This is a genomic window from Saccharopolyspora sp. NPDC049357 (assembly GCF_040677225.1).
Taxonomy (GTDB): domain Bacteria; phylum Actinomycetota; class Actinomycetes; order Mycobacteriales; family Pseudonocardiaceae; genus Saccharopolyspora.
Map to the genome: position 1 here is coordinate 25,659 of NZ_JBFAQJ010000021.1, position 26,319 is coordinate 51,977.

Here is a 26,319-nt window from a genome sequence, read left to right on the forward strand (position 1 = left end):
GAGGATCACTCGGCGGAGGCCTCGGCCGGAGCGGCCTCGCCCTCGCTCTCGCCCGACTTCTCGTCCTCGTCGTTGACCAGCACCAGGCTGATCTTGCCGCGGTTGTCGATGTCGGCGATCTCCACGCGCAGCTTGTCGCCGACGTTCACGACGTCCTCGACCTTGCCGATGCGCTTGCCGTTGCCCAGCTTGGAGATGTGCACCAGGCCGTCCTTGCCCGGCAGCAGCGAGACGAACGCGCCGAAGGCCGCGGTCTTGACCACTGTGCCCAGGAAGCGCTCGCCGACCTTCGGCAGCTGCGGGTTCGCGATGGCGTTGATCTTGTCGATCGCCGCCTCCGCGGACGGGCCGTCGGCCGCACCCACGTAGATGGTGCCGTCGTCCTCGATGCTGATCTCGGCGCCGGTCTCCTCGGTGATCGAGTTGATCATCTTGCCCTTCGGCCCGATGACCTCACCGATCTTGTCCACCGGGACGGTCACCGAGGTCACGCGCGGGGCGTGCGGGCTCATCTCGTCCGGCTTGCCGATCGCCTCGGCCATGACCTCCAGGATGGTGAACCGGGCGTCGCGCGCCTGGCCCAGCGCCTGCGCCAGCACCTCGGACGGGATGCCGTCCAGCTTGGTGTCCAGCTGCAGCGCGGTCACGAACTCCTTCGTGCCCGCCACCTTGAAGTCCATGTCACCGAAGGCGTCCTCGGCGCCGAGGATGTCGGTCAGCGCCACGTAGTGGGTCTTGCCGTCGACCTCGTCGGAGACCAGACCCATCGCGATGCCGGCGACCGGCGCCTTCAGCGGCACACCCGCGTTGAGCAGGGACAGCGTCGAGGCGCAGACCGAGCCCATCGAGGTCGAACCGTTGGAGCCCAGCGCCTCGGAGACCTGGCGCAGGGCGTACGGGAACTCCTCGCGCGAGGGCAGCACCGGCATCAGCGCGCGCTCGGCCAGCGCTCCGTGGCCGATCTCGCGACGCTTCGGGCTGCCCACCCGGCCGGTCTCACCGGTCGAGTACGGCGGGAAGTTGTAGTGGTGCATGTACCGCTTCGTCGTCTCCGGGGAGAGCGAGTCGATGGTCTGCTCCAGCCGCAGCATGTTCAGCGTGGAGACACCCAGGATCTGGGTCTCGCCGCGCTCGAACAGCGCCGAACCGTGGGTCCGCGGGATCACGCCGACCTCGGCGGACAGGCTGCGGATGTCGGTCAGGCTGCGGCCGTCGATGCGGACCTGGTCGCGGATGATGCGCTGGCGGACCAGCTTCTTGGTCAGCGAGCGGAACGCAGCGCCGATCTCCTTCTCGCGGCCCTCGAACGCCTCGCCCTCGCCGGTGCCGACCTTCTCCAGGACCGACGCCTTGATCTCGTCGAGGCGGGTCTCCCGCTCCTGCTTGCCGGCGATCTTCAGCGCCTCGGCCAGCTCGGAGGACACGGCCTGCTCGACGGCGGTGAACGCGTCGTCCTGGTAGGCCGGGAACACCGGGTAGTCCTGGGTGTCCTTGCCGACCGCCTGGGCCAGCTGCTGCTGGGCCACGCACAGGGTGCGGATGAACGGCTTGGCCGCCTCCAGACCCGCCGCCACGACCTCTTCGGTCGGCGCCTGGGCGCCACCGGCGACCAGGTCGATGGTCTTGTCGGTGGCCTCGGCCTCGACCATCATGATCGCGACGTCGTCACCGACGATGCGGCCCGCGACGACCATGTCGAACACGGCGCGCTCGAGCTGCTCGTGCGTCGGGAACGCGACCCACTGGCCGTCGATCAGCGCCATGCGGGTGGCACCGATCGGACCGGAGAACGGCAGACCCGAACCCTGGGTGGACGCCGACGCGGCGTTGATCGCCAGCACGTCGTAGAGGTCGCCCGGCTTCAGGCTCATGACCGTGACCACGACCTGGACCTCGTTGCGCAGGCCGTCGACGAACGACGGGCGCAGCGGGCGGTCGATCAGGCGGCAGGTCAGGATCGCGTCCGTGGACGGCCGACCCTCGCGGCGGAAGAACGAGCCGGGGATGCGACCCGCGGCGTACATCCGCTCTTCGACGTCGACGGTCAGCGGGAAGAAGTCGAAGTGCTCCTTCGGCTGCTTGGAGGCCGTGGTGGCCGACAGCAGCATGGTTTCGTCGTCGAGGTAGGCGACGACGCTCCCGGCGGCCTGCTTCGCGAGCCGGCCGGTCTCGAAACGGACGGTACGGGTTCCGAACGCGCCGTTGTCCAGCACGGCCGTCGACTCGTACACGCCCTCTTCGATCGCTTCAGTCAAGGTGACTCCCTATCGTCACAACGCCCACGGCAGGAGCATCCGGATCGGTGATCCGACAAGGCCGGCCATCGATCGAAGCTCCCGGGACCGTCTCGTGACGACTTGCCCGGCAGCCACTACCGAGGACCGGCGGACGCCTGCACCCAGTGCTTGCCACCGTGAGCGCTCTATTGAATTGCTGGCGGCGCCTGCGAGGCACCGCCCGGTTTTACGCACCGGGGGGAGCGGCCGTGGCCACTCCCCCCGGTGTCATGTCAACGACGCAGACCGAGTCGCTGGATCAGCGAACGGTAGCGTTCGATGTCCACCTTGGTCAGGTAGTTGAGCAGACGACGGCGACGACCCACCATCAGCAGCAGACCACGACGCGAGTGGTGGTCGTGCTTGTGCTGCTTGAGGTGCTCGGTCAGGCCGGTGATCCGCTTGGTCAGCAGGGCCACCTGGGCCTCCGGCGAACCGGTGTCGTTGTCCTTCAGGCCGTACTCGGCCAGGATCTGCTTCTTCTCGTCAGTGGACAGCGCCACGAAATACTCCTTCTGCATGTCCCGTGTCTGTGGGCGGCGAGCTGCCGTGCGGCGCCACCGCCGTGAGGACTGGTTACCCCGGAAATCGGCCACCACGGACTGCAGCCGTTCCACAGGCCAGGATAACAGGGAAGCCCTGCTCGCCTGGGTTACCCCGACGCAGCGCGCGTCACCGGCACGCGGTGCACAGCCCGGTACACCGGACCGCCTTCGCCCTGGTCACTGCGCATCACCGCGAGTTCTCCGGCGGTCCACCAGGGACCCGCGTAACCGGCGAGCAGCCCCGGCATCCACCGCCGGTCGGCACGACCGGACGCCCACCGGGCGACCGTCAGGTGCGCCCGGAACCCGTGCGGGTCGCCACCGGCCGCGCGCACCAGCTCCCGCAGAGCGAGCCGGTCGGTCTCGGTGGCCGGTTCGACACCCGTCCACAGCACTCCCCGGAACGTTCCCGAGCCGGTCATGCGCAGCGCGGGCGGTGCGGCGGTGACGTGCGCCATGCGGCGGTCGAGGCGGTCGGCGACGCGCTGCGGATCGGCGTCGTCGCCGTGGAAGCGCAACGTCAGGTGCCAGCGCTCGGCGGCGGTGAAGCGGAACTTGCGCACGCCCGCCGTCGCCTCGGTCACCCGAGCCGGGTCCAAGGCCGCGATCGCCTCAGACAGGTGCCGGACCGCCTCATCCGAGGGCCACAACGCGGTGAACAACCGCATGCCGCGAGTATGACGGCCCGTCCCAGGAGTGCGGCGGAGCCGCTGTCTCAGGCGCGGACTCAGCTCGCACCGCCGCGGGTTCTGAGCGGCTTCGTGGCGAGCACGCCGCGACGCCGATGTCCACCCCTGGGTAAGCGGAATACATCAGGAGTGGCGCACGGAGACCACGAAGCCGCTGCGCTTTCCCCTCCGGGGGTTTCCGCCACCCGCACCGCCAAGCAAAGCGCCCACGGCTACTCGCTGAACAAGCCCTATTCGCTGTCGGCGGCTCGGCGTAGGAGTCCCGCCAGGCGCGGGTAGCGGCCCTCCAGCAGCGAGGCCGCGGCCTCCAGCTCGGTGGGCTTGGCCACCTCCAGCAGCACCGGCCAGGCGATCTGCTCGCCGTTGGCGGTCTGCTTGACCGGCAGGTTGTCGCGCCCCACCGAGGGCTGCGACTGGCGCACGTCCTCCAGGGCCTGCTTGATCGCGTCCGACTCGCCCGCGGCCACACCCGGGATGAGGACCTTGCGCTCCAGCATCACCAGCCGGGCCAGCACCTGCGGGTTGCCGATCTTGGCGCGGCGGCCGCTCATCACCTGGCTGAGCATCGGCGCGCTGATGCCGAGCACGTCGGCCAGCTGGGCCTGCGAGATGCGGAAGGCCACGACCAGTCGGCGCACCCGGTCCCCCAGCGGCTCGCCGTACCACTGCCGCTGCAGAGCCAGATTTCGCTGGACGCTGCTGCTCTCCGCCACCTTCGCTCCCCCTGCGTGACCGCCACCCCGGTGAGCCCGGGGTGATCCGGAATCGAATCCTGCCAGCTCACCGGCCGCGCGGGGTCCAGAACCCGAAAACCTGTTCATCCCGGCGGCGGAGCTCACGCCCGAACTCCGAGGATTCGGCGGGTCTCGGCGACGTCGGCGTTCATCTGATCGATCAGCGCGCCCACCGAGTCGTAGCGCTCCATGGCCCGCAACCGCTGCACGAAGTCGAGATCGACGCGCTCGCCGTAGAAGTCGGCGTCCACATCGAGCACGAAGGCCTCGACGGTCCGCTCGGTCCCGGAGAACGTCGGGTTGCTGCCCACCGACACCGCCGCGGGCATCGCCGGCCCCGGCTGCGACGCGCCACGCCTGCGGTGGGTGAACCAGGCGGCGTAGACGCCGTCGGCGGGGATCGCCGTGTAGTCCGGGGTGGACAGGTTGGCCGTCGGGAAGCCCAGTTCCTTGCCGCCGCGACCCGCGCCGCGCACGACGATGCCCTCGATGCGGTGGTGGCGTCCCAGCGCCGAGGCCGCCGCCACCACGTCACCGGCGTCGATGCACGCGCGGATGTAGGTGGAGGAGAACGTCACCGACGTGCCGCCGGAGTCGTCGGAGCGCTCGACCGGCCCGGACACCAGCGCGTCGGAGGCGACCTCGAAGCCGAAGCGCTCGCCGAGCTTGGTGAGCAGGTCGATGTTGCCCGCCGCCTTGTGGCCGAAGGTGAAGTTCTCCCCCACCACGACCTCTGCGGCGTGCAGCTTCTCGACGAGGACCTCGTGCGCGAACCCCTCGGCGGGCACCTTGGACAGCTCGCGGGTGAACGGCAGCACGCAGAACACGTCCACGCCCAGCTGCTCGACGAGCTCGGACCGCCGTCGCAGCGTGGTCAGCTGCGCCGGGTGGCTCCCCGGGCGCACGACCTCCGCGGGGTGCGGGTCGAAGGTCATCAGCACGCAGGGAACGCCCCGCCGCCGAGCTTGCTGCACCGCGTGCGCGATGAGTTTCTGGTGGCCGCGATGCACACCGTCGAAGACACCGATGGTGACCACGCAACGGCCCCAACCACCGGGAAGCTGCTCCAAACCACGCCAACGCTGCACGACCCAGAAGCCTACTTCCCCCGCGCGATCACGCGCCGAGCGGTGGTTTCGAACCCGCCCGGCCGCAGCCACGCGGCGACGCCCTCCACCACCCGGCGGGGCCGTCGTCAGTTCCCGGGGACGATGACCAGGACGGCCTTCGCCGTGCGGCCCCGGTCGCGGACCAACGCCACCGCCCGGCCCTCGGGATCGAACATGCCGTAGGTCCCCTCGACGCCGGCGGCGGTCACGACCTGCCCGTGCGACAGCGCGCGAGCGGTCGAGGCGTCGACGTTCCGGCGGGGGAAGGCGGTCTCGACGGCCTGGTCCAGGCCCATCGAGAGTTCGGGGGTCTCCTCCAGCTGATCCAGCGTGCGCGCGGTGGCCAGGCCGAACGGCCCGACCCGGGTGCGCCGCAGGGCGGTGAGGTGCCCGCCCACGCCGAGCGCTGCTCCGAGGTCGCGGGCCAACGCCCGCACGTAGGTGCCCGAAGAGCACTCCACCAGGACGTCCAGCTCGGTGGTCCGCTCGGTGCGCCGCAGGTCGAGGACGTCGAAGCGGGAGACGGTGACCGGACGGGCGGCGAGCTCGACGGTCTCGCCGCTGCGCGCGATGTCGTAGGCGCGACGGCCGTTGATCTTGACCGCGCTGACGGCGCTCGGCACCTGCTGCAGGTCGCCGGTCAGCGCCGCGACGCCATCGCGGACCGCGGTCTCGTCCACCGCGGAGGCGTCGGCGGTGGTGATGACCTCGCCTTCGGCGTCATCGGTGCTGGTGGCGGCTCCGAGCGTGATGGTGGCCAGGTACGCCTTGGTGTCCAGGGCGAGGTGGCCCAGCAGCTTGGTCGCCCGCTCCAGGCCGAGCACGAGCACACCGGTGGCCATCGGGTCCAGCGTCCCCGCGTGCCCGACCTTGCGGGTGCCCATGATGCGGCGAACTCTGGAGACGACGTCGTGCGAGGTCATCCCCGCCGGTTTGTCGACCACCAGGAGGCCGGGAGGAACGGCGGGACTCTGCTTGCGGGATTGCGCGGACACGGCGAGCCATCATTCCCGACCCGGCGCCGCGCGAATCCTCCAGGGTCAGGCCGCCGCTGCCGCGGGGGTCACGCCGACCACGGCCCACTTGCCGGAGCGGGCCCGCAGCAGCAGCGTGATCATCCGCAGCACCATGAACAGGCTCAGCCCGGTCCAGATCCCCGCCAGGCCCCAGCCGAAGGCCAGCGCCAGCCAGATCAGCGGCAGGTAGCCGATGACGGCGCTGAGGATCGTCGCGGTGCGCAGGTAGGCGGCGTCGCCCGCGCCGAGGAACACCCCGTCCAGCGCGAAGACCACGCCCGCCACCGGCTGCACCGCCACGAAGAACCACCAGGCGTTCGGCATCTCGGCGAGCACGACCGCATCGGTGGTGAACACCGACGGCAGCACGCCGGACACGGCGGTGAAGAACACGGCCAGTCCGCACCCGAACACCAGGCTGTACCAGGTCACCTGCTTGGCGACGGCCTTCGCGCGCGGCACCGAACCGCTGCCGAGGGCGGCACCGACCAGCGACTGCGCGGCGATGGCCAGCGAGTCCAGCACCAGCGACTGGAACATCCACAACTGCCACACGACCTGGTGCGCGGCCGCCGTCTCGGCTCCGGTGCGGGCGGCCACCGAGGTCGCCGACAGGAAGCAGATCTGGAAGGCCATGGTGCGCAGCACCAGGTCTCGGCCGAGACCGAGCTGAGCGCGCATCCTGACCCCGTCGGGGCGCAGCGGGGCCTTCTCCACGAGCAGGGCGCGGATGAACAGGGCCGCGGCGATGCTCTGGCCGATCAGGTTCGCGAACGCCGAACCCTCCAGCCCGAGGCCCATCGGGTAGACCAGGATCGGGCACAAGACGGCGGACACGCCGTTGCCGATGAGCGTGTAGCGCAGCGGGCGGACGGTGTCCTGGACACCGCGCATCCAGCCGTTGCCCGCCATGGTGATCAGCACCAGCGGGGCGCCGCAGAGCGCGATGCGCAGCCAGGTCCCGGCGGCGTCGGCGACCGGTCCGGGCCCGGCCAGCAGCTCCGCGACGGGTGTGGCGACCAGCTGGGCGATCAGCGACAGCGCCACGCCGACGGCGATCCCGAGCCAGGTCGCCTGCACGCCCTCGGCGACGGCTTCGGTGCGCCGGCCGGCGCCGTGCAGCCGCGCCGTGCGCGCGGTGGTGCCGTAGGTCAGGAAGGTCAGCTGGCTGGAGATCAGCGTGAACAGGGTGCCGCCGAGCGCGAGCCCGGCGAGCGGGACCGCCCCGAGGTGACCGACCACGGCGGTGTCGACCAGCACGTACAGCGGCTCGGCCGCCAGCACGCCCAGTGCGGGGACCGCGAGCCCCAGCACCTTGCGCGGTGACACGCGTTCCCCGGCCTCGGACACGTCATCTCCCTTGTAAGCTGCGATTGATGGGTTCGACCCTGACACAGGGTAGCGGTAAGGAGCGTCAGTGGACAGCGCCGATTACATCGAGGTCGCGCTCCGGCTCGCCAACGCCGACCTGACCGACGTCGAGACGGTCCGCGCCGCGCTGCACGACGAGCCCTGGTGGGCCGACCGGCTCCGGGACTCCGACCTGCCCCTGCTGCGGGAGGTCTCCGAGGGCCTGCGCCGGGCGCTGGCCGCCATGATGGCTTCGGCCGGACCGGCTCAGGACGAGACGGTCCTCACCGAGATCAACGCGCTGCTGGCCGCCCATCCCCCGCGTCCCCGGCTCTCCGGCCACGGCGGTCACGACGGAGCACCCAACTGGCACGTCCACGTCGCGGGTCCCGATGCCCCCGCGGTCGACGAGGTCGCCGCGGCGGCGGCGTGGGGCCTGGCCCAGGGCGTCGTCGCGCACGGCACCGCGCGCTGGGGGCTCTGCGAGGCCGAGGGCTGCTCGACGTACTACCTGGACACCTCGACCAACCAGGCGAAGCGCTTCTGCTCGCCCCGCTGCGCCAACCGCATGCACGTGGCCGCGTTCCGAGCCCGCAAACGAGCCTGACCCCGCCCCATTCCAATTTCGCGCGAAATTCGAACGCCGAAGTCCCCACTCGAATTTCGCGCGAAATTCGAAAACTCCAGTTCAAGAGCCTGCGAACCGACGTAGCACTGGGTGTGTCGCCACACTTCCGGGTGGCGGATTCCAATTTCGCGCGAAATTCGAACGGGCCGCTGGACGGGGTCTGGGGGCCGCTGCCGGGGTCACGTTCCGAGGAGCGGGGCGTTGTCGAGGGCCTTGCGGATTCCGGCGAGGATCTCGTGCTCCTCGCCGCGAGCGGTGAAACCGGAGGCCAGGCGGTGGCCACCGCCCCCGCAGGCGTTGGCCGCGTGGCTGACGTCGACGCGGCTGTCGGCGCGCAGCGACACCGACCAGTGGTCGGGGCCGATCTCCTTGAGGACCGCGGCGACCTCGGCCTCCCCGGTGGTGCGGATGAGGTCGATGACGCTGTCGACGTCCTCGCTGCCCAGCCCGTCCGACTGGTCCTTGCGGACGGTGGCGTGCACGAAACCCAGGCCCTGAGCCGCGGACGGCTCCAGCTCGGTCTTCGACAGCACACCGGCGAGCATGCCCAGGAACCCGTACGGGTGGGTGTCGAGCAGCGGCTTGGTGGTCGCCTCCGGGTCGACGCCCGCGTCGAGCAGCCGGGCCGCGACCCGGTGCACCTCGGCGCTGGCGTGCCGGAACGAGCGCGTGTCGGTGACCAACCCGGCGTACAGGCAGCGGGCGGTCGGCAGGTCCAGTTCCGCGCCGAGCTCGTCGAGCACCCGCAGCACCAGCAGCACCGTCGCCTCGGCGGACTCGTCGAGGACGTGCACCGTGCCGTAGCGGGTGTTGGAGATGTGGTGGTCGAGGACGATCACCTCACCACCTGCGGCGATGGTGCCCTTGACGCGGTCGGCGAGCTTGCCGAGCCGCCCGAGGCTGCCGGAGTCGCACACGACCAGCAGCGGCGGGGCGGGGGGAACCTCCGACGGGGGCACGATGAGCCCGTCGACGTCGAGGTCGCGCAACGAGTGGGCGGGCTTGTCCGGATGCCCGAAGGACACCCGGACCGCGCTGCCGCGCTTCTTCAGCGCCCTGCCCAGCGCTAGCGCGCTGCCCAGGGCATCGGCATCGGGGTTGACGTGCCCGAACAGGGTCACGTCAGGTGCTGCCGCGAGCTTGCCCGCAGCCGCCGCGACGGCCTCTCGCAGAGACTCGCCCGTCTTCGGGCCGCTCTGCTGGCCGGCGGTCTCGGGTTGCCCGCGCACACGTCACCTCCACGTCATCGGCGGCACTGTCAGGTCCACCGATGACCAACGCACCCGATTCGGCGCCGCGACTCAACCACCTTGTGGGCCACGACGCACATCGGCGTCGGAAAAGTCCTCGTCATCGACACCGTCGGTGTCGTCGTCATCATCCTCGGTGTCAGCGCTCACGCGGTAGGGGTCCGCGTCGCCGGCCGGGACCGCACCGGAGGCCAGTCGGGCGACCTCGTCGTCGGCCTCCTTGGCCTTAGCGAGCAGCTCCTCCATCCGGCGGGCCTGGTCCGGGACGGTATCCGCGACGAACGTCAGGGTCGGCGTGAACCGCACCCCGGTCTGGTCGCCGACGCGGGAGCGCAGCACGCCGGTGGCGCTGCTGAGCGCGGCCGCCGTCGAGGCGTAGTCGGCGTCGTCGCCGAAGACGGTGTAGTAGACCGTGGCGTCCCGCAGGTCCGGGGTGACTCGCGCATCGGTGATCGTCACCATCGCCAGTCGCGGGTCCTTGACCTCGTGCTCCAGCCCGGACGCGACGATCTGCGCGATGCGCTTGGCCAGCCTGCGGGCGCGCGCCGTATCAGCCACGACGCACCTCCTTCTTGCAAGAAAGCTTCGACACCCGCGGTGCTCCGGCGGGTGGGTCCGACGTCGAAGTGGCGAAGCCACTTCCTCCTTCTGGTGAGCGCCTGAGCAGCTCGCACCGCCGGGAGTTCTCCAGCGGCTTCGTGACGAGCACGCCGCGACGCCGTGTTCGGCATGCGCGAGGGGTGGCGCGGAGTCCAAGGAGCCGCTCAGGTCCCCCGGCTCGCACCGCTGAGCAACGGCACCACCGACAAACCTAATCCTCCGGCCCCAGCATGCGATGCCGGGCCGAGAGGAGCTCCAGCTCGGGGCGGGCGGCGACGAGCCGCTCGCACGCCTCCAGGACTTCGCGCACGTGCGAAGCGTCGCCGGAGACCGCCGCGACTCCGAGCAGAGCGCGGCGGTGGAGGTCTTGGTCACCGGCTTCGGAGACGGCGACCTCGAAGCGGCGGCGCAGTTCGGCCAGCACCGGCCGGACCACGGCCCGCTTCTGCTTCAACGAGTGGACGTCACCGAAGAGCACGTCCAGTTCGAGCGCACCGACGTACATGGGCGGGATCTTCCCCCGAGCCCGCGCAGGGGGTCCGTCGTGGACCCCCTGCGCAGGTGCGGTGTCAGTCGCGAGGCTTCTCGCGCATCTCGTACGGCTCGATGATGTCGCCCACCTTGAGGTCGTTGTACGACCCCAGGGTCAGACCGCACTCGAAACCGTCGCGGACCTCGGTGGCGTCTTCCTTGAACCGCTTCAGCGAATTGATGCTGAGGTTCTCGGCGACCACCACGTTGTCCCGCAGCAGACGCGCCTTCGCGTTCCGCTTGACGATGCCGTCGGTGACCATGCAACCGGCGATCGTGCCGACCTTCGAGGACTTGAAGACCTCGCGGATCTCGGCGCGACCGAGCTCGACTTCCTCGTACTCGGGCTTGAGCATGCCCTTGAGGGCCTGCTCGATGTCCTCGATGGCGCGGTAGATCACCGAGTAGTACCGGATCTCGACGCCCTCGCGGTTGGCGACCTCGGCCGCCTTGCCCTCGGCCCGGACGTTGAAGCCCAGGACGATGGTGTTCTCCGCGGTGGCGAGGTTGATGTCGGACTCGTTGATGCCACCGACGCCGCGGTGGATGACCCGCAGCTCGACCTCTTCGCCGACCTCGATCTTCATCAGGGACTCTTCGAGCGCCTCGACGGTACCCGAGTTGTCACCCTTGATGATCAGGTTCAGCTGGTTGGTCTCCTTGAGCACCTTGTCCAGGTCCTCGAGGCTGACCCGCTTGCGCTTGGCGGCGTTCTGCGCCTCGCGGATGCGGGCTCCGCGGCGGTCGGCGATCTGCCGGGCGACCCGGTCCTCGTCGACCACCAGGAAGGAGTCACCAGCACCGGGCACCGACGTGAAGCCGATGACCTGGACCGGCCGCGACGGCCGCGCCGCGGTGACGTCCTCGTCGTTCTCGTTGATCATGCGGCGAACGCGGCCGTACGCGTCACCGGCGACGACCGAGTCACCGACGCGCAGCGTGCCTCGCTGCACCAGCACGGTGGCCACCGGACCGCGACCGCGGTCCAGGTGCGCCTCGATCGCGACGCCCTGCGCCGACATGTTCGGGTTGGCCCGGAGGTCGAGCGAGGCGTCGGCGGTCAGCAGGATCGCTTCCAGCAGACCGTCGATGTTGGTGCCCTGCTTGGCGGAGATCTCGACGAACATCGTCTCGCCGCCGTACTCCTCGGCCACCAGGTTGTACTCGGTGAGCTGCTGGCGGATCTTGTCCGGGTTCGCACCCTCGACGTCGATCTTGTTGACCGCGACCACGATCGGCACACCGGCGGCCTGGGCGTGGTTGATCGCCTCGACCGTCTGCGGCATGACGCCGTCGTCCGCGGCGATCACCAGCACGGCGATGTCCGTCGACTTCGCACCGCGGGCACGCATGGCGGTGAACGCCTCGTGACCAGGGGTGTCGATGAAGGTGACGGGCCGCTCGTTGCCCTCCAGCTCGGTGACGACCTGGTAGGCACCGATGTGCTGCGTGATGCCGCCGGCCTCGCCGGCCTGCACGTTCGCCTTCCGGATGGTGTCCAGCAGCCGCGTCTTACCGTGGTCGACGTGACCCATGACGGTCACGACCGGCGGACGGGCGGCCAGTTCCTCCTCGGAGGAGCCCGGGTCGCCGTAGCTGATGTCGAACGACTGCAGCAGCTCCCGGTCCTCGTCCTCCGGAGAGACCATCTCGACCTTGTAGTTCATCTCCTGGCCGAGAAGCTCGAGGATCTCGTCGGAGACGGACTGGGTCGCGGTGACCATCTCACCGAGGTGGAACATCGCCTGCACCAGCGAAGCCGGGTTGGCGTTGATCTTCTCGGCGAAGTCGGTCAGCGAAGCACCGCGGCGCAGGCGAAGGGTCTCGCCGTTACCGCGCGGGAGGCGGACGCCGCCGACTGACGGCGCCTGCATGTTCTCCATGTACTCCTGGCGCTTCTGCCGCTTCGACTTGCGACCGCGCTTCGCGGGACCGCCGGGGCGACCGAAGGCACCAGCCGTGCCGCCGCGACCACCGGGACCGCCCGGACGGCCACCGCCGCCGGGACGACCGCGGAAGCCACCGCCGGCCGGAGCTCCACCCGGAGCGCCGCCGCCACCGCCGCCGGGGCGGAAGCCACCGCCACCGCCACCGGGACGACCGCCGCCGCCACCACCGCCGCCGGGACCGCGGCCACCGCCGCCGCCTCCGCCGCCGGGGCCGCCACGACCACGACCGCCACCGGGGCCACCGCCGGGCCCACCGCGGGCCGGACGCGGAGGCATCATGCCGGGGTTCGGACGCGGAGGCATCATGCCCGGGTTCGGGCGCGAACCGCCGCCGCCACCGCCGCCTTCGCCGCGCGGGGCGTTGTTGCCGCCACCGGCAGGAGCGGTTCCGGCACCCTGGCCACCGCCACGGCGCTGGTCGTCACGACCGCGACCGGGGCCCTGCTGGCCACCGCGGTCCTGACGCGGACCCGGGCCGGGACGACCCGGGCGCTGCTGAGGAGCACCCTGACCGACGCCGAACGGGTTGTTGCCGACGCGCGGGGGCTTCGGGCCCGGCTTGGGAGCCTTCGGGCGCGCGGCATCGCCGTCGCCGCTCGGAGCCTTGGGCGCGGGCTTGGGACCCGGCTTCGGGCCGGGCTTGGCGTCGCCCTTGGGCTTGTCGCCCTGGGGCTCGGCCTTGGGCTGCTCGAACTTGGGCTCTTCGACCTTGGGGGCCTCGGCCTTCGGCTCCGCCTGGGCGGCCGGGGCCGGCTCTTCGGCCTTCGGTTCGGGCTTGGGGGTCGGTTTCGGACCCGGCTTGGGACCGGGCTTGGGCGCCTCGGCACGCGGGCCGGGCTTGGGTCCAGGCTTGGGCGCTGCCGCTCCGGCGCTCGTGGCCTTGGGCTCGCTCTGAGAGGGCTTGCCGTTGTCGCCGCTCTTCTTCGACGACTTGACATATGCGTCACGGAGCCTGCGGGCCACCGGGGCTTCCACGGTGGAGGACGCAGACTTGACGTACTCGCCCTGCTCGGCGAGCTTGTTCAGTACTTCCTTGCTGGTGACACCGAGCTCTTTAGCGAGCTCATGTACGCGGGCCTTGCCTGCCACTGCTCTCCTCATCTGGGTGAGGCCGGGCGGCAGTCCCGCTCGACCTCGTCCTATCGCCGATGCGCGTTCATGGCTTCAGCTTCACGGCTGATTCATGACGGGTCGACCTGCTTTCCTTCGGTTGCCTGGCGCGGGACGGGTCCCGCGTCGGTCTGATCTTGAGCCACCGCGGGCGGTTGCCCGGTACTCAAGTGGTGTTGCACGGCTGAGGTGTCGAGAGATCCCGGCACTCGAAGTGCCCGCGGAAAAGCCCGGCGCCGTTCGGCTAGACGAAGGCAAGCCGGATCAGGATGCAGCCAGGCTCCCCGACCCGGTCGCCGATGCCGTGGATCGGGAACCGCGACGGGCCTCGAACCACCGACCTCAGCCACCACACGTAGCAGCTCAACGGCCGACGTCCGAGTACGACAACCCACGCACGTACGAACCGGCACATGGCACTGGCCATTCCCGGGTGCACTCGTGTGGATTGATCGCTCCCCTCGCGTCGAGCCTCGTTAACGATTCTAACCCGAGGGCGTCACTCAGCCGAACCCACGGTGGGCAGTCCCTCAACCGCCGGGTCCGGGCCGGCCGGCTGGACGGGTGCCTGGCCGCTCGTGGTGGTCGGCGACGACGGATCGGCGTCGCTGCGGATGTCGATCCGCCAGCCGGTCAGCCGGGCCGCCAGCCGCGCGTTCTGGCCTTCCTTGCCGATCGCCAGCGACAGCTGGAAGTCCGGCACGATCACCCGCGCGGTCTTGGTGCGCTCGTCGACGACCTCGACCGAGACCACCTTGGCCGGCGACAGCGCGTTGCCGACGAAGGTCGCCGGGTCGTCCGAGTGATCGATGATGTCGATCTTCTCGCCGCCCAGCTCGCTCATCACGTTGCGGACCCGCGCGCCCATCGGACCGATGCAGGCGCCCTTGGCGTTGACGCCGCTGACCGTGGACCGCACCGCGATCTTCGACCGGTGCCCGGCCTCGCGGGCCACCGCCGGGATCTCCACGGTGCCGTCGGCGATCTCCGGGACCTCCAGCGCGAACAACCGGCGGACCAGGTTCGGGTGGGTGCGCGACAGCGAGATCTGCGGACCCCGGGCGCTGCGCGCCACGCCGTAGACGTAGCACTTGATCCGGGTGCCGTGCTCGTAGTTCTCCCCCGGGACCTGCTCGGCACCGGGGATGACGCCTTCGCTGTCACCGATCTGCACGATCACCATGCCGCGCGAGTTGGCCCGCGCGTCCCGCTGGATCACGCCACCGATGATCTCGCCTTCCTTGGCGGCGAACTCGCCGAAGGTCCGCTCGTGCTCCGCGTCGCGCAGCCGCTGCAGGATGACCTGCCGCGCGGTCGTCGCCGCGATCCGCCCGAACCCCTCCGGGGTGTCGTCCCACTCCTCCGAAACGCTGCCGTCGGCGTTGAGGGAGTGCGCGATGACCCGCACGATGCCGGTCTTGCGGTCGACCTCCACCCGCGCGTGCGGCTGGTGTCCCTCGGTATGACGGTATGCGGTGAGCAGCGCCGATTCGATCGCTTCAAGGACCGTCTCGAACGGGATGTCCTTGTCGCGTTCGATCGCCCGCAGCGCCGCGATGTCGACGTTCACCTCGACTCCTCCGTGTCTTCCCGGTCGTCCCCCTGCTGGGAAACGCCGCTCGCAGCCCGCTCCAGCTTGACCAGGTCTTCCGCCGGTGGCTGCTGGAACTCCACCTCGACCACCGCGCGCTCCACATCACGGTAGGCCACCTGGCGGATCTCAGCGCCTACCAGCACCTGCACGCCCTCATCATCCGCGCTGCCGACCCGCGCCACCAGCTGCTCGCCGCTGGTCAGCCGGATCTTGACCAGCCGATTGCGGGCGCGCTTCCAGTGTCGCTGCTTGGTCAGCGGCCGGTCCACGCCGGGCGAGGTGACCTCCAGCGTGTAGGAGCCGGCCAGCACGTGCTCGTGCGCGTCCAGGACCTTGGCGACCGAGCGGCTCACCTCGGTGATGTCGTCGAGGCCGACACCGTCATCGGAGTCGATGACGACCTTGACCAGCCGGCGACGACCGGCCTGCTGCACGTCGAGCTCTTCGAGGTCGAAGCCCTTTTCGGCGACGGCCTCGGCGACGACGGGCTCCAGCTGCGCGGTGATCTCACCACGCGGCGGGCTGGACACGTTGGCACTCCTAGGTTTCGGTTCGTGGTCTTGGAAGACCTCATGCATCGCGATCCGGACCCGAAACGCGGGCACGAACCGCCCGCGTCCGGTCTGGTCCGGCCGCGGTCGCCCAGGGTATCGCGTCCGCCCGCACCCGAGCGCGACGCGGGACCCCTACGATCGGCGGATTGCGCACAGCCCTGAACGGATCACCGGTCGCACCGCTCCAGCGGTGGCCCCCAGGGTGCGCGCGTTGATCGCGGTGCCTGGCAGGATAGGTCGTCGTGGAACTCCCCCGCGCATCCCTGCCGGTGATCGAGCGCCGACGTGTTCTGCGGTTGTTCGCCGCCGCGCCCGCCGCGGCCGTGCTGGCCGCGTGCGGTACCGGCTCGGACGAGCCCGATCAGCTGCTGCCGCTGGCGACCGCCGCGAAGGCCGATGCCGCGCTGGCCAACGCGATCGCGCGCAGGCACTCCGGGATGGCCGAGACGGCGCGCGAGCTCGCCGCGGCGCGAACGGCGCACGCCGACGCGTTGCAGCGGGAGATCGACCGGGTCGCGCCGCGCGACCCCGAGGACCCGCCGTCGGTGCCCGATCCGGCGCCGAAGAAGGCGCCGTCCTCCGCCGACGCCGCTGCCGACGCGCTGCGCGCCGCGGTGCGCGAGGGCCAGGAGCAGGCGGCGAAGCTCGTTCCCGGGCTGTCCGGCTACCGCGCGGGCGTGGTGGCTTCGGTGTCCGCGAGTTGCGCGTGCCTGCAGGAGGTGCTGGGTTGAGCGAGATCTCGGAGCAGGCCGCCAAGGCTCTCGGCGACGCGCTGGGCGCCGAGCACGCGGCGTTGTGGGTCTACGGGCTGGCCAACGCCTTCGTCGGCGAGACGCGGGTGCGCAGCGCGATCGAGGAGGCCGTCGACGCGCACACCCGGCTGCGCGACACCGCCGAGCAGGCGATGCGGCAGGCGGGCCTGACGCCGACCCCGGCTCAGCCCGCCTACGACGTCGGCGGCGACGTGGCCGGCCAGTCGAAGGCGATCGAGCTGCTGATCACCACCGAGAGCGACTGCCAGGTCGGCTGGCGCTCCGTGCTGGACAGCACCGAGGACCCCGGGATGCGCCGGACCGCGCTGGACGGCCTGACCACCTCGGCCACCAGGGCGACCCGCTGGCGGCTGACGCTGGGACGCCAGCCCGCCGCGGAGAACTTCCCCGGCCAGCGCGCCTAAGGGCTCATAAGTCGCGGCGCACGAAGTCCACGGATGCGCTCGGGTCCAGCCACCAGCACCGCCAAGCAAAAGCAACTCCTCAACAGCGGCCGTGGTGCTGGGGCCTGGTCATTTCGGGGCCTGGTCCTGGGGCCAGCCGAGCTTGAGGGCCTCGTTGGTGACGTCGCTGAGCGCCGGGTCCTTCTTCGAGGACTTGCCGTAGAACGCCGAGTCGCCGATCACGACCAGCCGGTCCTGCCGCCCGGAGGCGTAGGCCGCGTCGTCGAGGTCGGGCATGTCGCTGGTGCCGTCGCGCTCGTCGTCCACCAGGTCCCGGATGTTGCCGGTGCCGTCCTTGGTGGTCAGCGCGTTGAGCTGGGTGGCGAACTGCGGCGTCGGCATCAGCACGGTGATCACCGAGGTGAGGACGCGGCGGCCGTCGGGCAGGGTCGTCGTGTAGAGCGCGCGGGTGAGGTGGTCGCACTCCTGCTTGCTGAAGAAGTTCTGGATGGAGTCGGTCGAGACACCCTTGCAGCCCTGGAACGCCTCTTCCTTGCGGACCAGGGTGAAGTCGTAGCGCAGCTTCGGCGGTGGCGGCGCGGCGACCTCGTCATCGGGTTTGATGGCGCTCCAGATCAGGCCGGACACGACCGCGATCAGCAGCAGCACGAGTCCCCGCAGCGCCCAGCCCATGGGCGTGACGCGCCGTGTCTGCTGCTGCTTCGGCGGCGGAGGCGGCGGCGCGGGCTGTCTGCTGGTGCCCGGGTACGGCTGCTGCGGCGCCTGGTGAGGCGCTTGCTGCGGCGTCGGCGAGTGCGTGATCACCGGCCTGGTGGCGTGCTCCGGGGTCGGTGCGGCCACCTGGCGGTCCTGCCTGATGTAGGCGTTGTCCCGCCTCAACGGCGCGGTATCACGCTGCGTGTTGCCGTCCGCTCCCGTCACGTCTTCAGGCACACCCTGTCGGTCTGACACGAGTGCCTACGGTAGCGGTTGTGGATTACGGGACGGACAACCCGATGCCCGGTTGCGCTGATCAGAGCAGTGCGCTGACCGCCCTTTCGACGTCCTCGGCGGTGTTGTAGAGGTGGAACGACACCCTGGCCTGGCCTCCGCGACTGGCGCAGACCACACCGGCCGCGGTGAGCTTGGCCACGGCATCCGGGTCGGCCACCGACACGATCGCCGAATCGGCGGCCGGCATCCCGAGCTCCGCCCGGAAACCGTCGGCCAGGCCGCTGCAGTGCGCGGCGACCTCGGCGAGATCCAGACCGGCCAGCCACTCCATCGACACCGCCGCGCCGACCTGCGCGAGCCACACCGGCGAGATGTCCAGCCCGCGCGCGTCACCGGACAGCCGCAGCGGCAGGCCGTAGGTGGCCTCCCACGGGTCCTCAGCGGCGTACCAGTTGGCGCTGTGCGGAACCGGTCGCGGTGCGTCGGGGTGGACCGCCAACCAGGCCGAGCCGCGCGGGGCCATCAGCCACTTGTACCCGGCGCCGGCCACCCAGTCCGCCCAGTCCAGCCGCAGCGGCATCCAGCCCGCGGCCTGCGTGACGTCGAGCAGCACGCGCGTGCCGTGCTCCTGCTTGGCCAGTTCGAGCCCTTCGAAGTCGACGATGCGGCCGTCCTTGGACTGCACGGCGCTGACCGCGACGAGGTCGAACTCCGGTGCGCGCTCGCCGATTTCGTCCAGGTCGACCTCGGTGACGGTGACACCGCGGCCGGCCTGCGCGGCGAACGGGAACAGCACGCTGGTGAAGTCGTCGGTGGCCACCAGCACCCGCGCGTCGTCGGGCAGGCTGGCCGCGACCAGGCCGATCACCTGAGAAGCGCTGGCTCCGATGGCGACCCGGTCGGCGGGAACGCCGATGAGGCGGGCGAAGGCGTCGCGGGCGGTGGCCACGGGCCCGTCGAAGTCGCCGGGCCGGTCCGAACCACGGCCCCAGCGCTCCACCGCCTCGGAGACCTTCCGGACGGCCTCGGTCGGCGGGATGCCGATGCTGGCGGTGTTGAGGTAGCCGTCGGGGACGTCGAAGCTCGCGTCGAAAGCCTTCCGCATGACCACCATCCTCGCACCGATCAGGCCTCGTCAGTGATCTTTTCTTACTGTTGGGGCATGCACAGCGAAGAGATCGAGATCCGCACCGGTGGCCGCGAAGCGGTCCGCGATCTGCGCGACGAGTGCCAGCGGTTCCTCAGCTCGGCCGGGGCGGGCGACGGATTGCTCAACGTGTGGGTGCCGCACGCGACCGCGGGACTGGCGATCATCGAGACCGGCGCGGGCAGCGACGACGACCTGCTCACCGCGTTGCGCGACCTGCTGCCCGGCGACGACCGCTGGCGGCACCGCCACGGCTCGCCCGGTCACGGCCGCGACCACGTGGTGCCCGCGTTCGTGCCGCCCTACGCGACGATCCCCGTGCTCGGCGGCCGGATGGCGCTGGGCACCTGGCAGTCGGTGTGCCTGGTCGACACCAACGTCGACAACCCGGTCCGGAAGGTGCGGCTGAGCTTCCTTCACGGGTGAGGCCCAGCCGCAACCGTCACGCGCTCAGGAACTCCTGGAGCCCGGCGAGGTCGTCGGTGTTGATGTGGTCGACGCCGACCTCCTCGAGCACGCGCCACACGGCGTCGCGCTCGGCGCCCGCGCTGTCCGGGGTGGCCCAGAAGCGGACGCGCTGACCGGCGGCGTGCGCGTCGTTCACGATCTGCTCCAGCTCGTCGCGCTCGTCGGCGGGCATGTCGCCGGAGCCGTCCCAGCTGAACACCTGCGTCCAGTCGTCGGAGACCAGCGGAACGAGCGCCGGATCGGCACCGATCGAGCTGCCGGTGCCGCCGTCGAGGAACGCGTAGCGGTCGGACTGGCCCTCGATGAACTCGGTCGGCTTCTCACCGGAGATCACCACCGTCACCGGTCCTTCGGTGACGGTGCCGTTCTCGTAGTGGGTGAACAGGCCCGCGTACTTGGGGTCGCGCATGATCTCGTCGAGCCGCTCGTAGCCGTCCTCGCCGAAGGTCTTGAAGTCGACCAGCAGCTGGAAATCGGCGTCGTGGCCCGGGTAGATGCTGCCGCCCCCGGCGTTGAGCCGCTCCACCAGCGGGTCCAGGTACAGCGACTCGATGGTCCGGTCGGGGTTGAGCTGGAAGGGGTCGTGGCCGATCAGCAGCGAGTCGCCCAGCGGGTAGATGTCGGCCTCGACGCTGGTGAAGCCGTGGTCCAGCGCATCCAGCAGCGGACGTTCGTGCAGGTAGTCGTTGTGCGCGTGGGCCTGGGCCAACGGTTCGACGTCGGCGGCCGGTGCGGCGTGGGCCGCGATGGGCGCGACCAGGGTCAGCGCCGCCAGCGCGGGCAGCAGGAAACGTGCGAGGGACCGCATGACGAAGCCTCCGGTGATGATCAGTTGATCACCACCGGAGGCTAGTGCGATCGCCCTGGTCAGGGCGTGCGCTGACGAGATTCAGCCACGCACGACGTCGATCAGGTGCGCCACCGCGTCGTCGGCCGCGACCTCGGCGCGCTCGTCGGAGAGCCGGTCGCGGACCTCGACGACACCGTTGGCCAGGCCCTTGCCGACCACCAGGATCGACGGGATGCCGACCAGCTCGGCGTCGGCGAACTTCACGCCCGGCGAGACCGTGCGGTCGTCGAGGATCACCTGCACGCCGGCTGCGTCGAGCTCGGCGGCCATCTCCTCGGCGCGGGCCCGGACGGTCTCGTCCTTGCCCGCGATGACCACGTGCACGTCAGCCGGGGCGACCTCGCGCGGCCACGCCAGGCCCATGTCGTCGTGGCTCTGCTCGGCGATGGCCGCGACCAGGCGGGACACACCGACGCCGTAGGAGCCCATGGTGATCCGCTTGGGCTTGCCGTCCTGCCCGAGCGCGTCCAGCGAGAACGCGTCGGCGTACTTGCGGCCGAGCTGGAAGATGTGCCCGATCTCGATGCCGCGCGCGGCCACCAGGGTTCCCCTGCCGTCGGGCGACGGGTCGCCCTCGCGGACCTCGGCGGCCTCGATGGTGCCGTCCGGCGTGAAGTCGCGGCCGCACACGAGGTCCAGCACGTGGTGGTCGGTCTTGTCCGCGCCGGTGACCCAGGCGGTGCCGGTGACCACGCGCGGGTCGACGACGTAACGAACACCGTTCTCCTGCAACGCCTTCGGGCCGATGTAGCCCTTGACCAGGAACGGGTTGGCGGCGAAGTCGGACTCGTCCAGCAGCGCGACCTCGGCCGGTTCCAGCGAGGCTTCGAGGCGCTTCATGTCGACCTCGCGGTCGCCGGGCACGCCGATCGCCAGCAGCTGCCACTCGTCCGAACCCGGCTGGCGGGTCTTGACCAGCACGTTCTTCAGGGTGTCGGCGGCGGTGAACTTGCGGTCGGTGTTGGCGTTGAGGAAGTCGACCAACGACTCGATGGTCGGCGTGCTCGGGGTGTGGTGCACCTCGGCGGCCGGCTTGTCCTCAATGGACTCCGCGGGCGGTGCGGGGGTGACCACGGCCTCGACGTTGGCGGCGAAACCGGACTCGGTGCTGCGGACGAACGTGTCCTCACCGGTGGGGCTCTCGGCCAGGAACTCCTCCGAGGCCGAACCGCCCATCGCGCCGGAGGTGGCCGCCACGATCACGTAGCGCAGGCCGACCCGGTCGAAGAGCTTGATGTAGGCGTCGCGGTGCCGCTGGTAGGACGCCGAGAGGCCCTCGTCGTCGATGTCGAAGGAGTAGGAGTCCTTCATCACGAACTCGCGGCCGCGCAGGATGCCCGCGCGGGGGCGCTCCTCGTCCCGGTACTTGGTCTGGATCTGGTACAGCACGACCGGGTAGTCCTTGTAGGAGCTGTACTCGCCCTTGACGGTGAGGGTGAACAGCTCCTCGTGCGTGGGCCCGAGCAGGTAGTCGGCGTTCTTGCGGTCCTTGAGCCGGAACAGGTTCGGCCCGTACTCGGTCCAGCGGTTGGACGCCTCGTAGGGCTCCTTGGGCAGCAGCGCGGGGAAGTGGATCTCCTGCGCGCCGATGGCGTCCATCTCCTGGCGCACGACCTCCTCGACCCGGCGCAGCACGCGCAGACCCAGCGGCAGCCACGAGTAGATGCCCGGCGCGATGCGCCGCACGTAGCCGGCCCGCACGAGCAGCTTGTGGCTCGGCACCTCGGCGTCGGCCGGATCCTCGCGCAGCGTACGCAGGAACAACGTCGACATCCTCGTGATCACGGCTACTGGCTCCTAGTTCGGCCCGATGGGAATACAGGCAGGGTAGCGACCACACCGACTCGCCCGTCTGCGCGGTCGCACCACGCCACCCAGCAATCCTCCCCAACCCCAAACCCCCAGGTCAAACCATTTCACCACCACCCCCACCATCCACCTCACCCCCACATCCCCGAGGCCCCGCCCCCGCGCGAAACCCCCGATGGATCCCGGTGCCAGCCGGGCAACCAGATTTCAGTGGAAGTCGGAGACCAGATTTCCACTGAAGTCGGGTTCCCGATTTCCACTGAAACCGGGGACCTGACTTCCACTGAAATCCGGGTTCTGATTTCCACTGAAATCCGGGACCCGAGTTCCACTGAAATCTTGAACACCACCCGATCAGGCGGGATTTCCGGGAGATTCTCGGGCAGGTGTATCTGTAAGCGGGGTCCGCGCCTCTTCCCTGCATGAGACATCCGAAGAAACCACCGATCATCGACGATCCGCCCATCAACGTCTTCCGCCGTTGCGAGGCCATCGCGGCGGGATGGAGCGACGAGGAGCTTCACGCCCGCTGCGTCCGCGTCATGCACGGCGTGTACACCCCGCCGGGCACCCGGTTGAACACCGAGCTCAAGTGCGCGGCGGCGGCCTTGACACTGCCGTCAGGTGCCGTCATCACGGGCCGTTCCGCGGCGACGCTGCGCGGCGTTCCGCTCGCGGACTTCGGCACCCCGGTCGATGCGATCGTGCCCCGCAAGTTCGGGATGATGCGCAGGAAGGGCCTGCGCTGCTCCGCGGTGCGGGTAGGGGAGTTCGAGCACTCGCCGTGGCGCGGGGTCGGCGTGGCCGGGTTTCCGCGCATCGCGTTCGACCTGCTCAAGCAGCGGTCGATCACGCAGGCGGTCGCCCAGTGCGACGCCCTGCTGCACGCCGGGGTCATCACGGCGGACGAGATCGCGGGATTCCTCGTCGGCAGGCACGACCACGGGATCAGGCGCGCACGGCTGCGGGTTCCGTACTTGGACGGGCGGGCCGAATCGGTTCCCGAGTCGGTTCTCCGGGTCGAGTTCGCGCTGCGCGGGATGCATCCCGTGCCGCAGCTGGAGGTCTTCGACGGGGATCGCTTCGTCGCTCGGCTCGACCTCGCCTTCGAGGAGGCGAAGGTCGCGGTCGAGTACGACGGCGGCTGGCACGCGGATCCGGCGCAGGCGGAGCACGACCGCGTTCGTCGCGATCGGCTCAGAGCGTTGGGGTGGACGGTGATCGTCGTGACCAACGACCGGCTCCGCGATCACGTGGACGAGGTCATCGCCGAGGTCGCGGCAGCGCTGGGAGGCCGGTCGGGGAAGGCCGCGTGACCGCTTACCCTGGTGGGCGTGTTGGTTCTGCTTCCTCCTTCGGAGACCAAGGCTGCTGGTGGGGACGGCGCTCCGCTGGAGCTGGCCGGAATGTCGCACCCTGAGCTGAACGGGACGCGCCGCGAGCTCGTCGACGCACTGTCCACTTTGGCCGGTGACGTTCCGCTAAGCCTCGAGGTTCTGGGGATTTCCGAGCGGCAGGTCGACGAGGTGGAGCGCAACTCCGCGCTGTGGTCCTCCCCCACCGCTCCCGCGCTGGAGCGCTACACCGGCGTGCTCTACGACGCCTTGGACATCGGCTCCCTGGAACCCGCGCAGCGCAAGCAGGCCGACGAGCGGCTGGCGGTGGCCTCGGCGCTGTTCGGACTGGTGCGCGGAACCGACTCGATCCCCGCCTACCGGCTCTCCGGCGGAGGCTCGCTGCCCGGGCTGGGGACGCTGCGCAGCGTGTGGCGCCCAGCGCTGGAACCCGTGCTGGCCGCGGCGGACGATCTGGTGGTGGACCTGCGCTCGGGCGCCTACGCGGCGTTGGCGAAGGTCAGCGGTGCCGTCGAGGTGCGGGTGCTGTCCGAGGACCCTTCGGGGAAGCGCAAGGTCGTCAGCCACCACAACAAGTCCCACAAGGGCAGGTTGGCGCGGGCGCTGGCCTGCGCGCCTGCGGAGCCGCGGTCGGTCGAGGACGTCCTGGACGTCGCCACCGAGGCGGGGCTGCGGGTGGAGCGCGAAGCCGACCGCGAGCTCTGCGTCGTCGTCACGGCTTGAGGAGACGAACAGCACAGCCCGGCGCCTGTCCCCCGAACGCCGCGTTCGGTCCGATAGACTGCTGGCTGTCTGCGGCTGGCACTCGGCCGCAATGCGAGCGGCGTCCGCCGCTTTCGCCCACCCATCGGCGCAGTACCGCGCCGGGCTCGTCCTCGTGATCGCCCGCGGAAAGACCCGCGAAGCTCTCCCCGTGACGTGCCTACCTCCGGGGAGTACTCTTCGTGCCTTCTTCTTCTGCCACGCCCGCACGCCGCAGCCAGCCGGGGCGTCCGCGACGTCGCCGTCCGCAGGCCAAGGCGCAGCCGGTCAAGCGCAGCCTGTTCGACGAGGTCGGGGTGACGGCCGTCGACCCGGCGCCGTTCGCCGATCTCGGACTGCCCAACCGGCTGGTGCGCGCCCTGCACGACAGCGGCATGCGGGAAGCGTTCCCGATCCAGGCCGCCACCATCCCGGACGCGCTGACGGGACGTGACGTGCTCGGCCGCGGCCAGACGGGTTCCGGCAAGACGCTGGCCTTCGGGCTTCCGCTGCTGGCGCTGCAGACCGAGAACGCGCGCCCGATGCGCCCGCGCGGCCTGGTGCTGGTGCCCACCCGCGAACTGGCCACCCAGGTCACCGATTCGCTCAAGCCGCTGGCCAAGGCCCTGGGCCTGTACGTCCGCGAGGTCGTCGGCGGCACCTCGTTCAACCGGCAGGTCGACACGCTGCGACGCGGCGTGGATGTCCTGGTCGCGACACCGGGTCGGCTGGCCGACCACGTGCGGCAGGGCACCTGCGATCTGTCCGAGGTGGAGCGCACGGCGCTGGACGAGGCCGACCAGATGGCCGACATGGGATTCCTGCCGCAGGTCCGGGAACTGCTCGACATGGTTCCCTCCGACGGTCAGCGGCTGCTGTTCTCCGCGACCCTCGACGGTGACGTGGACAAGCTCGTCGAGCGGTACATGACCGACCCGGTGGTGCACTCGCTGGCGCCGCCGTCGGCCAGCGTGGACAGCATGGAGCACCACCAGCTGTTGGTGTCGGCGACCGACAAGCAGGACGTGCTGTCGCGCATCGCCGCGCGCGAGGGCCGCACCATCATGTTCGTGCGCACCAAGCACCACGCGGACCGGCTCGCCAAGAAGCTGCGCGCCGTGGGCGTGGAAGCCGGTGCGCTGCACGGCGGGAAGGCCCAGAACGCCCGCACCCGCATCCTCGACGAGTTCAAGAACGCCTCGACCAGCACGTTGGTGGCCACCAACGTCGCGGCGCGCGGGATCCACATCGACGACGTGAGCCTGGTGGTGCACGTCGAGCCGCCGGCCGACCCGAAGGACTACCTGCACCGCGCCGGTCGCACCGCGCGCGCGGGTTCCAGCGGCACGGTGGTGACGCTGGTGACCGACGACCAGAAGCAGGCGTTCCGCGCCATGGCGAACCAGGCCGGGGTCAAGGCCATCACCACCGAGGTCCGGCCGCAGGACTCCGAACTCGCGCGCGTCACCGGCGCTCGCGAGCCGTCCGGCACGCCGTTGGCCGCGCCGCAGCGCCAGCAGCAGAAGCCGGCGAAGTCGCGCGGTGAGCACCGTCCGCAGCGCGCTCCGCGCGGGACCGAACCGTCCCGCCGAGCCAACCACGGAGGGAGCGGCTCGAGCGGCAACGCGAACCGCAACCGCCGCGGAGCGTCGGGCGGCCGCACGGGCGCCCCGCAGCGCGCTCGCCGCTCCAACTCCCCTCGCTGAACCCCGCATCTCCCCTCGCTGAACCCGGCACCGCGCGAACGCGGACGACCTCGAGAACCATCGGGGTCGTCCGCTTCTGCGTGTCTGCCCGTCCCGTCGCCAGGCCCCCGATTTCAGTGGAAATCCGGATCCGGATTTCAGTGGAAGTCCGGCCCCGGATTTCAGTGGAATTCCGGCCCCGGATTTCAGTGGAAATCC

25 protein-coding genes are annotated in these 26,319 nt (G+C 70.5%); 7 read left to right on the plus strand and 18 right to left on the minus strand.

Features of this window, described 5'->3' with window-relative positions; all coding sequences use genetic code 11:
- Positions 1-5: 5 nt before the first annotated feature.
- The 7 genes from AB0J91_RS18750 to AB0J91_RS18780 form a co-directional block, all read right to left on the minus strand.
- Positions 6-2,255, minus strand: a complete 2,250-nt coding sequence (locus AB0J91_RS18750) for a polyribonucleotide nucleotidyltransferase (RefSeq protein WP_363789102.1) — start codon at positions 2,253-2,255, stop codon at positions 6-8.
- A 254-nt stretch (positions 2,256-2,509) separates the two neighbouring features.
- On the minus strand, positions 2,510-2,779 hold the full coding sequence (rpsO, locus tag AB0J91_RS18755) for a 30S ribosomal protein S15 (protein WP_132674863.1): 270 nt from the start codon (positions 2,777-2,779) through the stop codon (positions 2,510-2,512).
- Between the two features lie 149 nt (positions 2,780-2,928).
- The gene (gene thpR / locus AB0J91_RS18760; protein WP_363870326.1) at positions 2,929-3,489 is read right to left on the minus strand and encodes an RNA 2',3'-cyclic phosphodiesterase; all 561 of its coding nucleotides are present in this window, start codon (positions 3,487-3,489) and stop codon (positions 2,929-2,931) included.
- 251 nt (positions 3,490-3,740) lie between these two features.
- Positions 3,741-4,223: a helix-turn-helix transcriptional regulator gene (locus tag AB0J91_RS18765; protein WP_363789100.1), complete on the minus strand. Its 483-nt coding sequence runs from the start codon at positions 4,221-4,223 to the stop codon at positions 3,741-3,743.
- A gap of 122 nt (positions 4,224-4,345) precedes the next feature.
- On the minus strand, positions 4,346-5,332 hold the full coding sequence (locus AB0J91_RS18770; RefSeq protein WP_363870329.1) for a bifunctional riboflavin kinase/FAD synthetase: 987 nt from the start codon (positions 5,330-5,332) through the stop codon (positions 4,346-4,348).
- A 107-nt stretch (positions 5,333-5,439) separates the two neighbouring features.
- Positions 5,440-6,348, minus strand: coding sequence for a tRNA pseudouridine(55) synthase TruB (gene truB / locus AB0J91_RS18775; protein ID WP_363870331.1), 909 nt, complete (start codon positions 6,346-6,348; stop codon positions 5,440-5,442).
- 45 nt (positions 6,349-6,393) lie between these two features.
- Positions 6,394-7,719, minus strand: a complete 1,326-nt coding sequence (locus tag AB0J91_RS18780) for an MATE family efflux transporter (protein WP_363870334.1) — start codon at positions 7,717-7,719, stop codon at positions 6,394-6,396.
- Between the two features lie 67 nt (positions 7,720-7,786).
- On the opposite strand from AB0J91_RS18780, the gene AB0J91_RS18785 reads away from it, so the two are divergent.
- A complete protein-coding gene (locus AB0J91_RS18785; RefSeq protein WP_363870337.1) occupies positions 7,787-8,326 on the plus strand; it encodes a CGNR zinc finger domain-containing protein in 540 nt (179 codons plus the stop codon).
- A 200-nt stretch (positions 8,327-8,526) separates the two neighbouring features.
- Here the strand turns inward: AB0J91_RS18785 and AB0J91_RS18790 are convergent, their stop codons facing one another.
- The 7 genes from AB0J91_RS18790 to rimP form a co-directional block, all read right to left on the minus strand.
- Entirely contained in the window at positions 8,527-9,519 is a 993-nt protein-coding gene (locus AB0J91_RS18790) for a DHH family phosphoesterase (RefSeq protein WP_363870493.1), read from the minus strand.
- Between the two features lie 129 nt (positions 9,520-9,648).
- On the minus strand, positions 9,649-10,155 hold the full coding sequence (rbfA, locus tag AB0J91_RS18795) for a 30S ribosome-binding factor RbfA (protein WP_363789095.1): 507 nt from the start codon (positions 10,153-10,155) through the stop codon (positions 9,649-9,651).
- Between the two features lie 253 nt (positions 10,156-10,408).
- On the minus strand, positions 10,409-10,702 hold the full coding sequence (locus tag AB0J91_RS18800) for a DUF503 domain-containing protein (protein ID WP_132684481.1): 294 nt from the start codon (positions 10,700-10,702) through the stop codon (positions 10,409-10,411).
- 64 nt (positions 10,703-10,766) lie between these two features.
- Positions 10,767-13,766, minus strand: coding sequence for a translation initiation factor IF-2 (gene infB / locus AB0J91_RS18805; RefSeq protein ID WP_363870341.1), 3,000 nt, complete (start codon positions 13,764-13,766; stop codon positions 10,767-10,769).
- Between the two features lie 92 nt (positions 13,767-13,858).
- Positions 13,859-14,200, minus strand: a complete 342-nt coding sequence (locus AB0J91_RS18810; RefSeq protein WP_363870344.1) for a YlxR family protein — start codon at positions 14,198-14,200, stop codon at positions 13,859-13,861.
- Positions 14,201-14,286: 86 nt separating this feature from the next.
- On the minus strand, positions 14,287-15,357 hold the full coding sequence (gene nusA / locus AB0J91_RS18815) for a transcription termination factor NusA (protein WP_363870347.1): 1,071 nt from the start codon (positions 15,355-15,357) through the stop codon (positions 14,287-14,289).
- Positions 15,354-15,911 carry a ribosome maturation factor RimP gene (rimP, locus tag AB0J91_RS18820; RefSeq protein WP_363789091.1) on the minus strand — a complete coding sequence of 186 codons (558 nt, stop codon included), beginning with the start codon at positions 15,909-15,911 and terminating at the stop codon, positions 15,354-15,356. Before rimP ends, nusA begins: the two co-directional genes overlap by 4 nt.
- Before the next feature lie 266 nt (positions 15,912-16,177).
- Here rimP and AB0J91_RS18825 point away from each other — a divergent pair, with 266 nt between their 5' ends.
- On the plus strand, positions 16,178-16,666 hold the full coding sequence (locus tag AB0J91_RS18825) for a hypothetical protein (RefSeq protein ID WP_363870349.1): 489 nt from the start codon (positions 16,178-16,180) through the stop codon (positions 16,664-16,666).
- On the plus strand, positions 16,663-17,112 hold the full coding sequence (locus AB0J91_RS18830; protein WP_363870352.1) for a ferritin-like domain-containing protein: 450 nt from the start codon (positions 16,663-16,665) through the stop codon (positions 17,110-17,112). The genes AB0J91_RS18825 and AB0J91_RS18830 overlap by 4 nt, the downstream gene beginning before the upstream one ends.
- Before the next feature lie 108 nt (positions 17,113-17,220).
- On the opposite strand, the gene AB0J91_RS18835 is transcribed toward AB0J91_RS18830, so the two are convergent.
- Both AB0J91_RS18835 and AB0J91_RS18840 read right to left on the minus strand, forming a co-directional pair.
- Positions 17,221-18,033: a hypothetical protein gene (locus AB0J91_RS18835; protein WP_363870355.1), complete on the minus strand. Its 813-nt coding sequence runs from the start codon at positions 18,031-18,033 to the stop codon at positions 17,221-17,223.
- Between the two features lie 91 nt (positions 18,034-18,124).
- Positions 18,125-19,150 carry an aminotransferase class V-fold PLP-dependent enzyme gene (locus AB0J91_RS18840; protein WP_363870357.1) on the minus strand — a complete coding sequence of 342 codons (1,026 nt, stop codon included), beginning with the start codon at positions 19,148-19,150 and terminating at the stop codon, positions 18,125-18,127.
- 57 nt (positions 19,151-19,207) lie between these two features.
- Between AB0J91_RS18840 and AB0J91_RS18845 the strand changes: the two genes are divergently transcribed.
- Positions 19,208-19,618 (plus strand): YjbQ family protein, encoded by a 411-nt coding sequence (locus AB0J91_RS18845; RefSeq protein ID WP_363870360.1) that lies wholly within the window; start codon positions 19,208-19,210, stop codon positions 19,616-19,618.
- A gap of 16 nt (positions 19,619-19,634) precedes the next feature.
- Here AB0J91_RS18845 and AB0J91_RS18850 read toward each other — a convergent pair whose 3' ends face one another.
- A complete protein-coding gene (locus AB0J91_RS18850; protein ID WP_363870362.1) occupies positions 19,635-20,468 on the minus strand; it encodes a phosphatidylinositol-specific phospholipase C/glycerophosphodiester phosphodiesterase family protein in 834 nt (277 codons plus the stop codon).
- A gap of 81 nt (positions 20,469-20,549) precedes the next feature.
- Positions 20,550-22,295, minus strand: a complete 1,746-nt coding sequence (locus AB0J91_RS18855) for a proline--tRNA ligase (protein ID WP_363870365.1) — start codon at positions 22,293-22,295, stop codon at positions 20,550-20,552.
- A 446-nt stretch (positions 22,296-22,741) separates the two neighbouring features.
- On the opposite strand from AB0J91_RS18855, the gene AB0J91_RS18860 reads away from it, so the two are divergent.
- From AB0J91_RS18860 to AB0J91_RS18870, 3 genes are all read left to right on the plus strand, one after another.
- Positions 22,742-23,635, plus strand: a complete 894-nt coding sequence (locus tag AB0J91_RS18860; protein WP_363870368.1) for a DUF559 domain-containing protein — start codon at positions 22,742-22,744, stop codon at positions 23,633-23,635.
- An 18-nt stretch (positions 23,636-23,653) separates the two neighbouring features.
- Entirely contained in the window at positions 23,654-24,397 is a 744-nt protein-coding gene (gene yaaA, locus AB0J91_RS18865; protein WP_363870371.1) for a peroxide stress protein YaaA, read from the plus strand.
- A gap of 335 nt (positions 24,398-24,732) precedes the next feature.
- Positions 24,733-26,121, plus strand: coding sequence for a DEAD/DEAH box helicase (locus tag AB0J91_RS18870; RefSeq protein WP_363789313.1), 1,389 nt, complete (start codon positions 24,733-24,735; stop codon positions 26,119-26,121).
- The last annotated feature ends 198 nt before the right edge of the window (positions 26,122-26,319 follow it).

Bases quoted from the DNA above. Each gene is read 5' to 3' on its own strand.
- thpR (WP_363870326.1), bottom strand. From the start codon at position 3,489: ATGCGGTTGTTCACCGCGTTGTGGCCCTCGGATGAGGCGGTCCGGCAC.
- AB0J91_RS18840 (WP_363870357.1), bottom strand. From the start codon at position 19,150: ATGCGGAAGGCTTTCGACGCGAGCTTCGACGTCCCCGACGGCTACCTC.
- AB0J91_RS18860 (WP_363870368.1), top strand. From the start codon at position 22,742: ATGAGACATCCGAAGAAACCACCGATCATCGACGATCCGCCCATCAAC.
- AB0J91_RS18850 (WP_363870362.1), bottom strand. From the start codon at position 20,468: ATGCGGTCCCTCGCACGTTTCCTGCTGCCCGCGCTGGCGGCGCTGACC.
- AB0J91_RS18845 (WP_363870360.1), top strand. From the start codon at position 19,208: ATGCACAGCGAAGAGATCGAGATCCGCACCGGTGGCCGCGAAGCGGTC.
- AB0J91_RS18800 (WP_132684481.1), bottom strand. From the start codon at position 10,702: ATGTACGTCGGTGCGCTCGAACTGGACGTGCTCTTCGGTGACGTCCAC.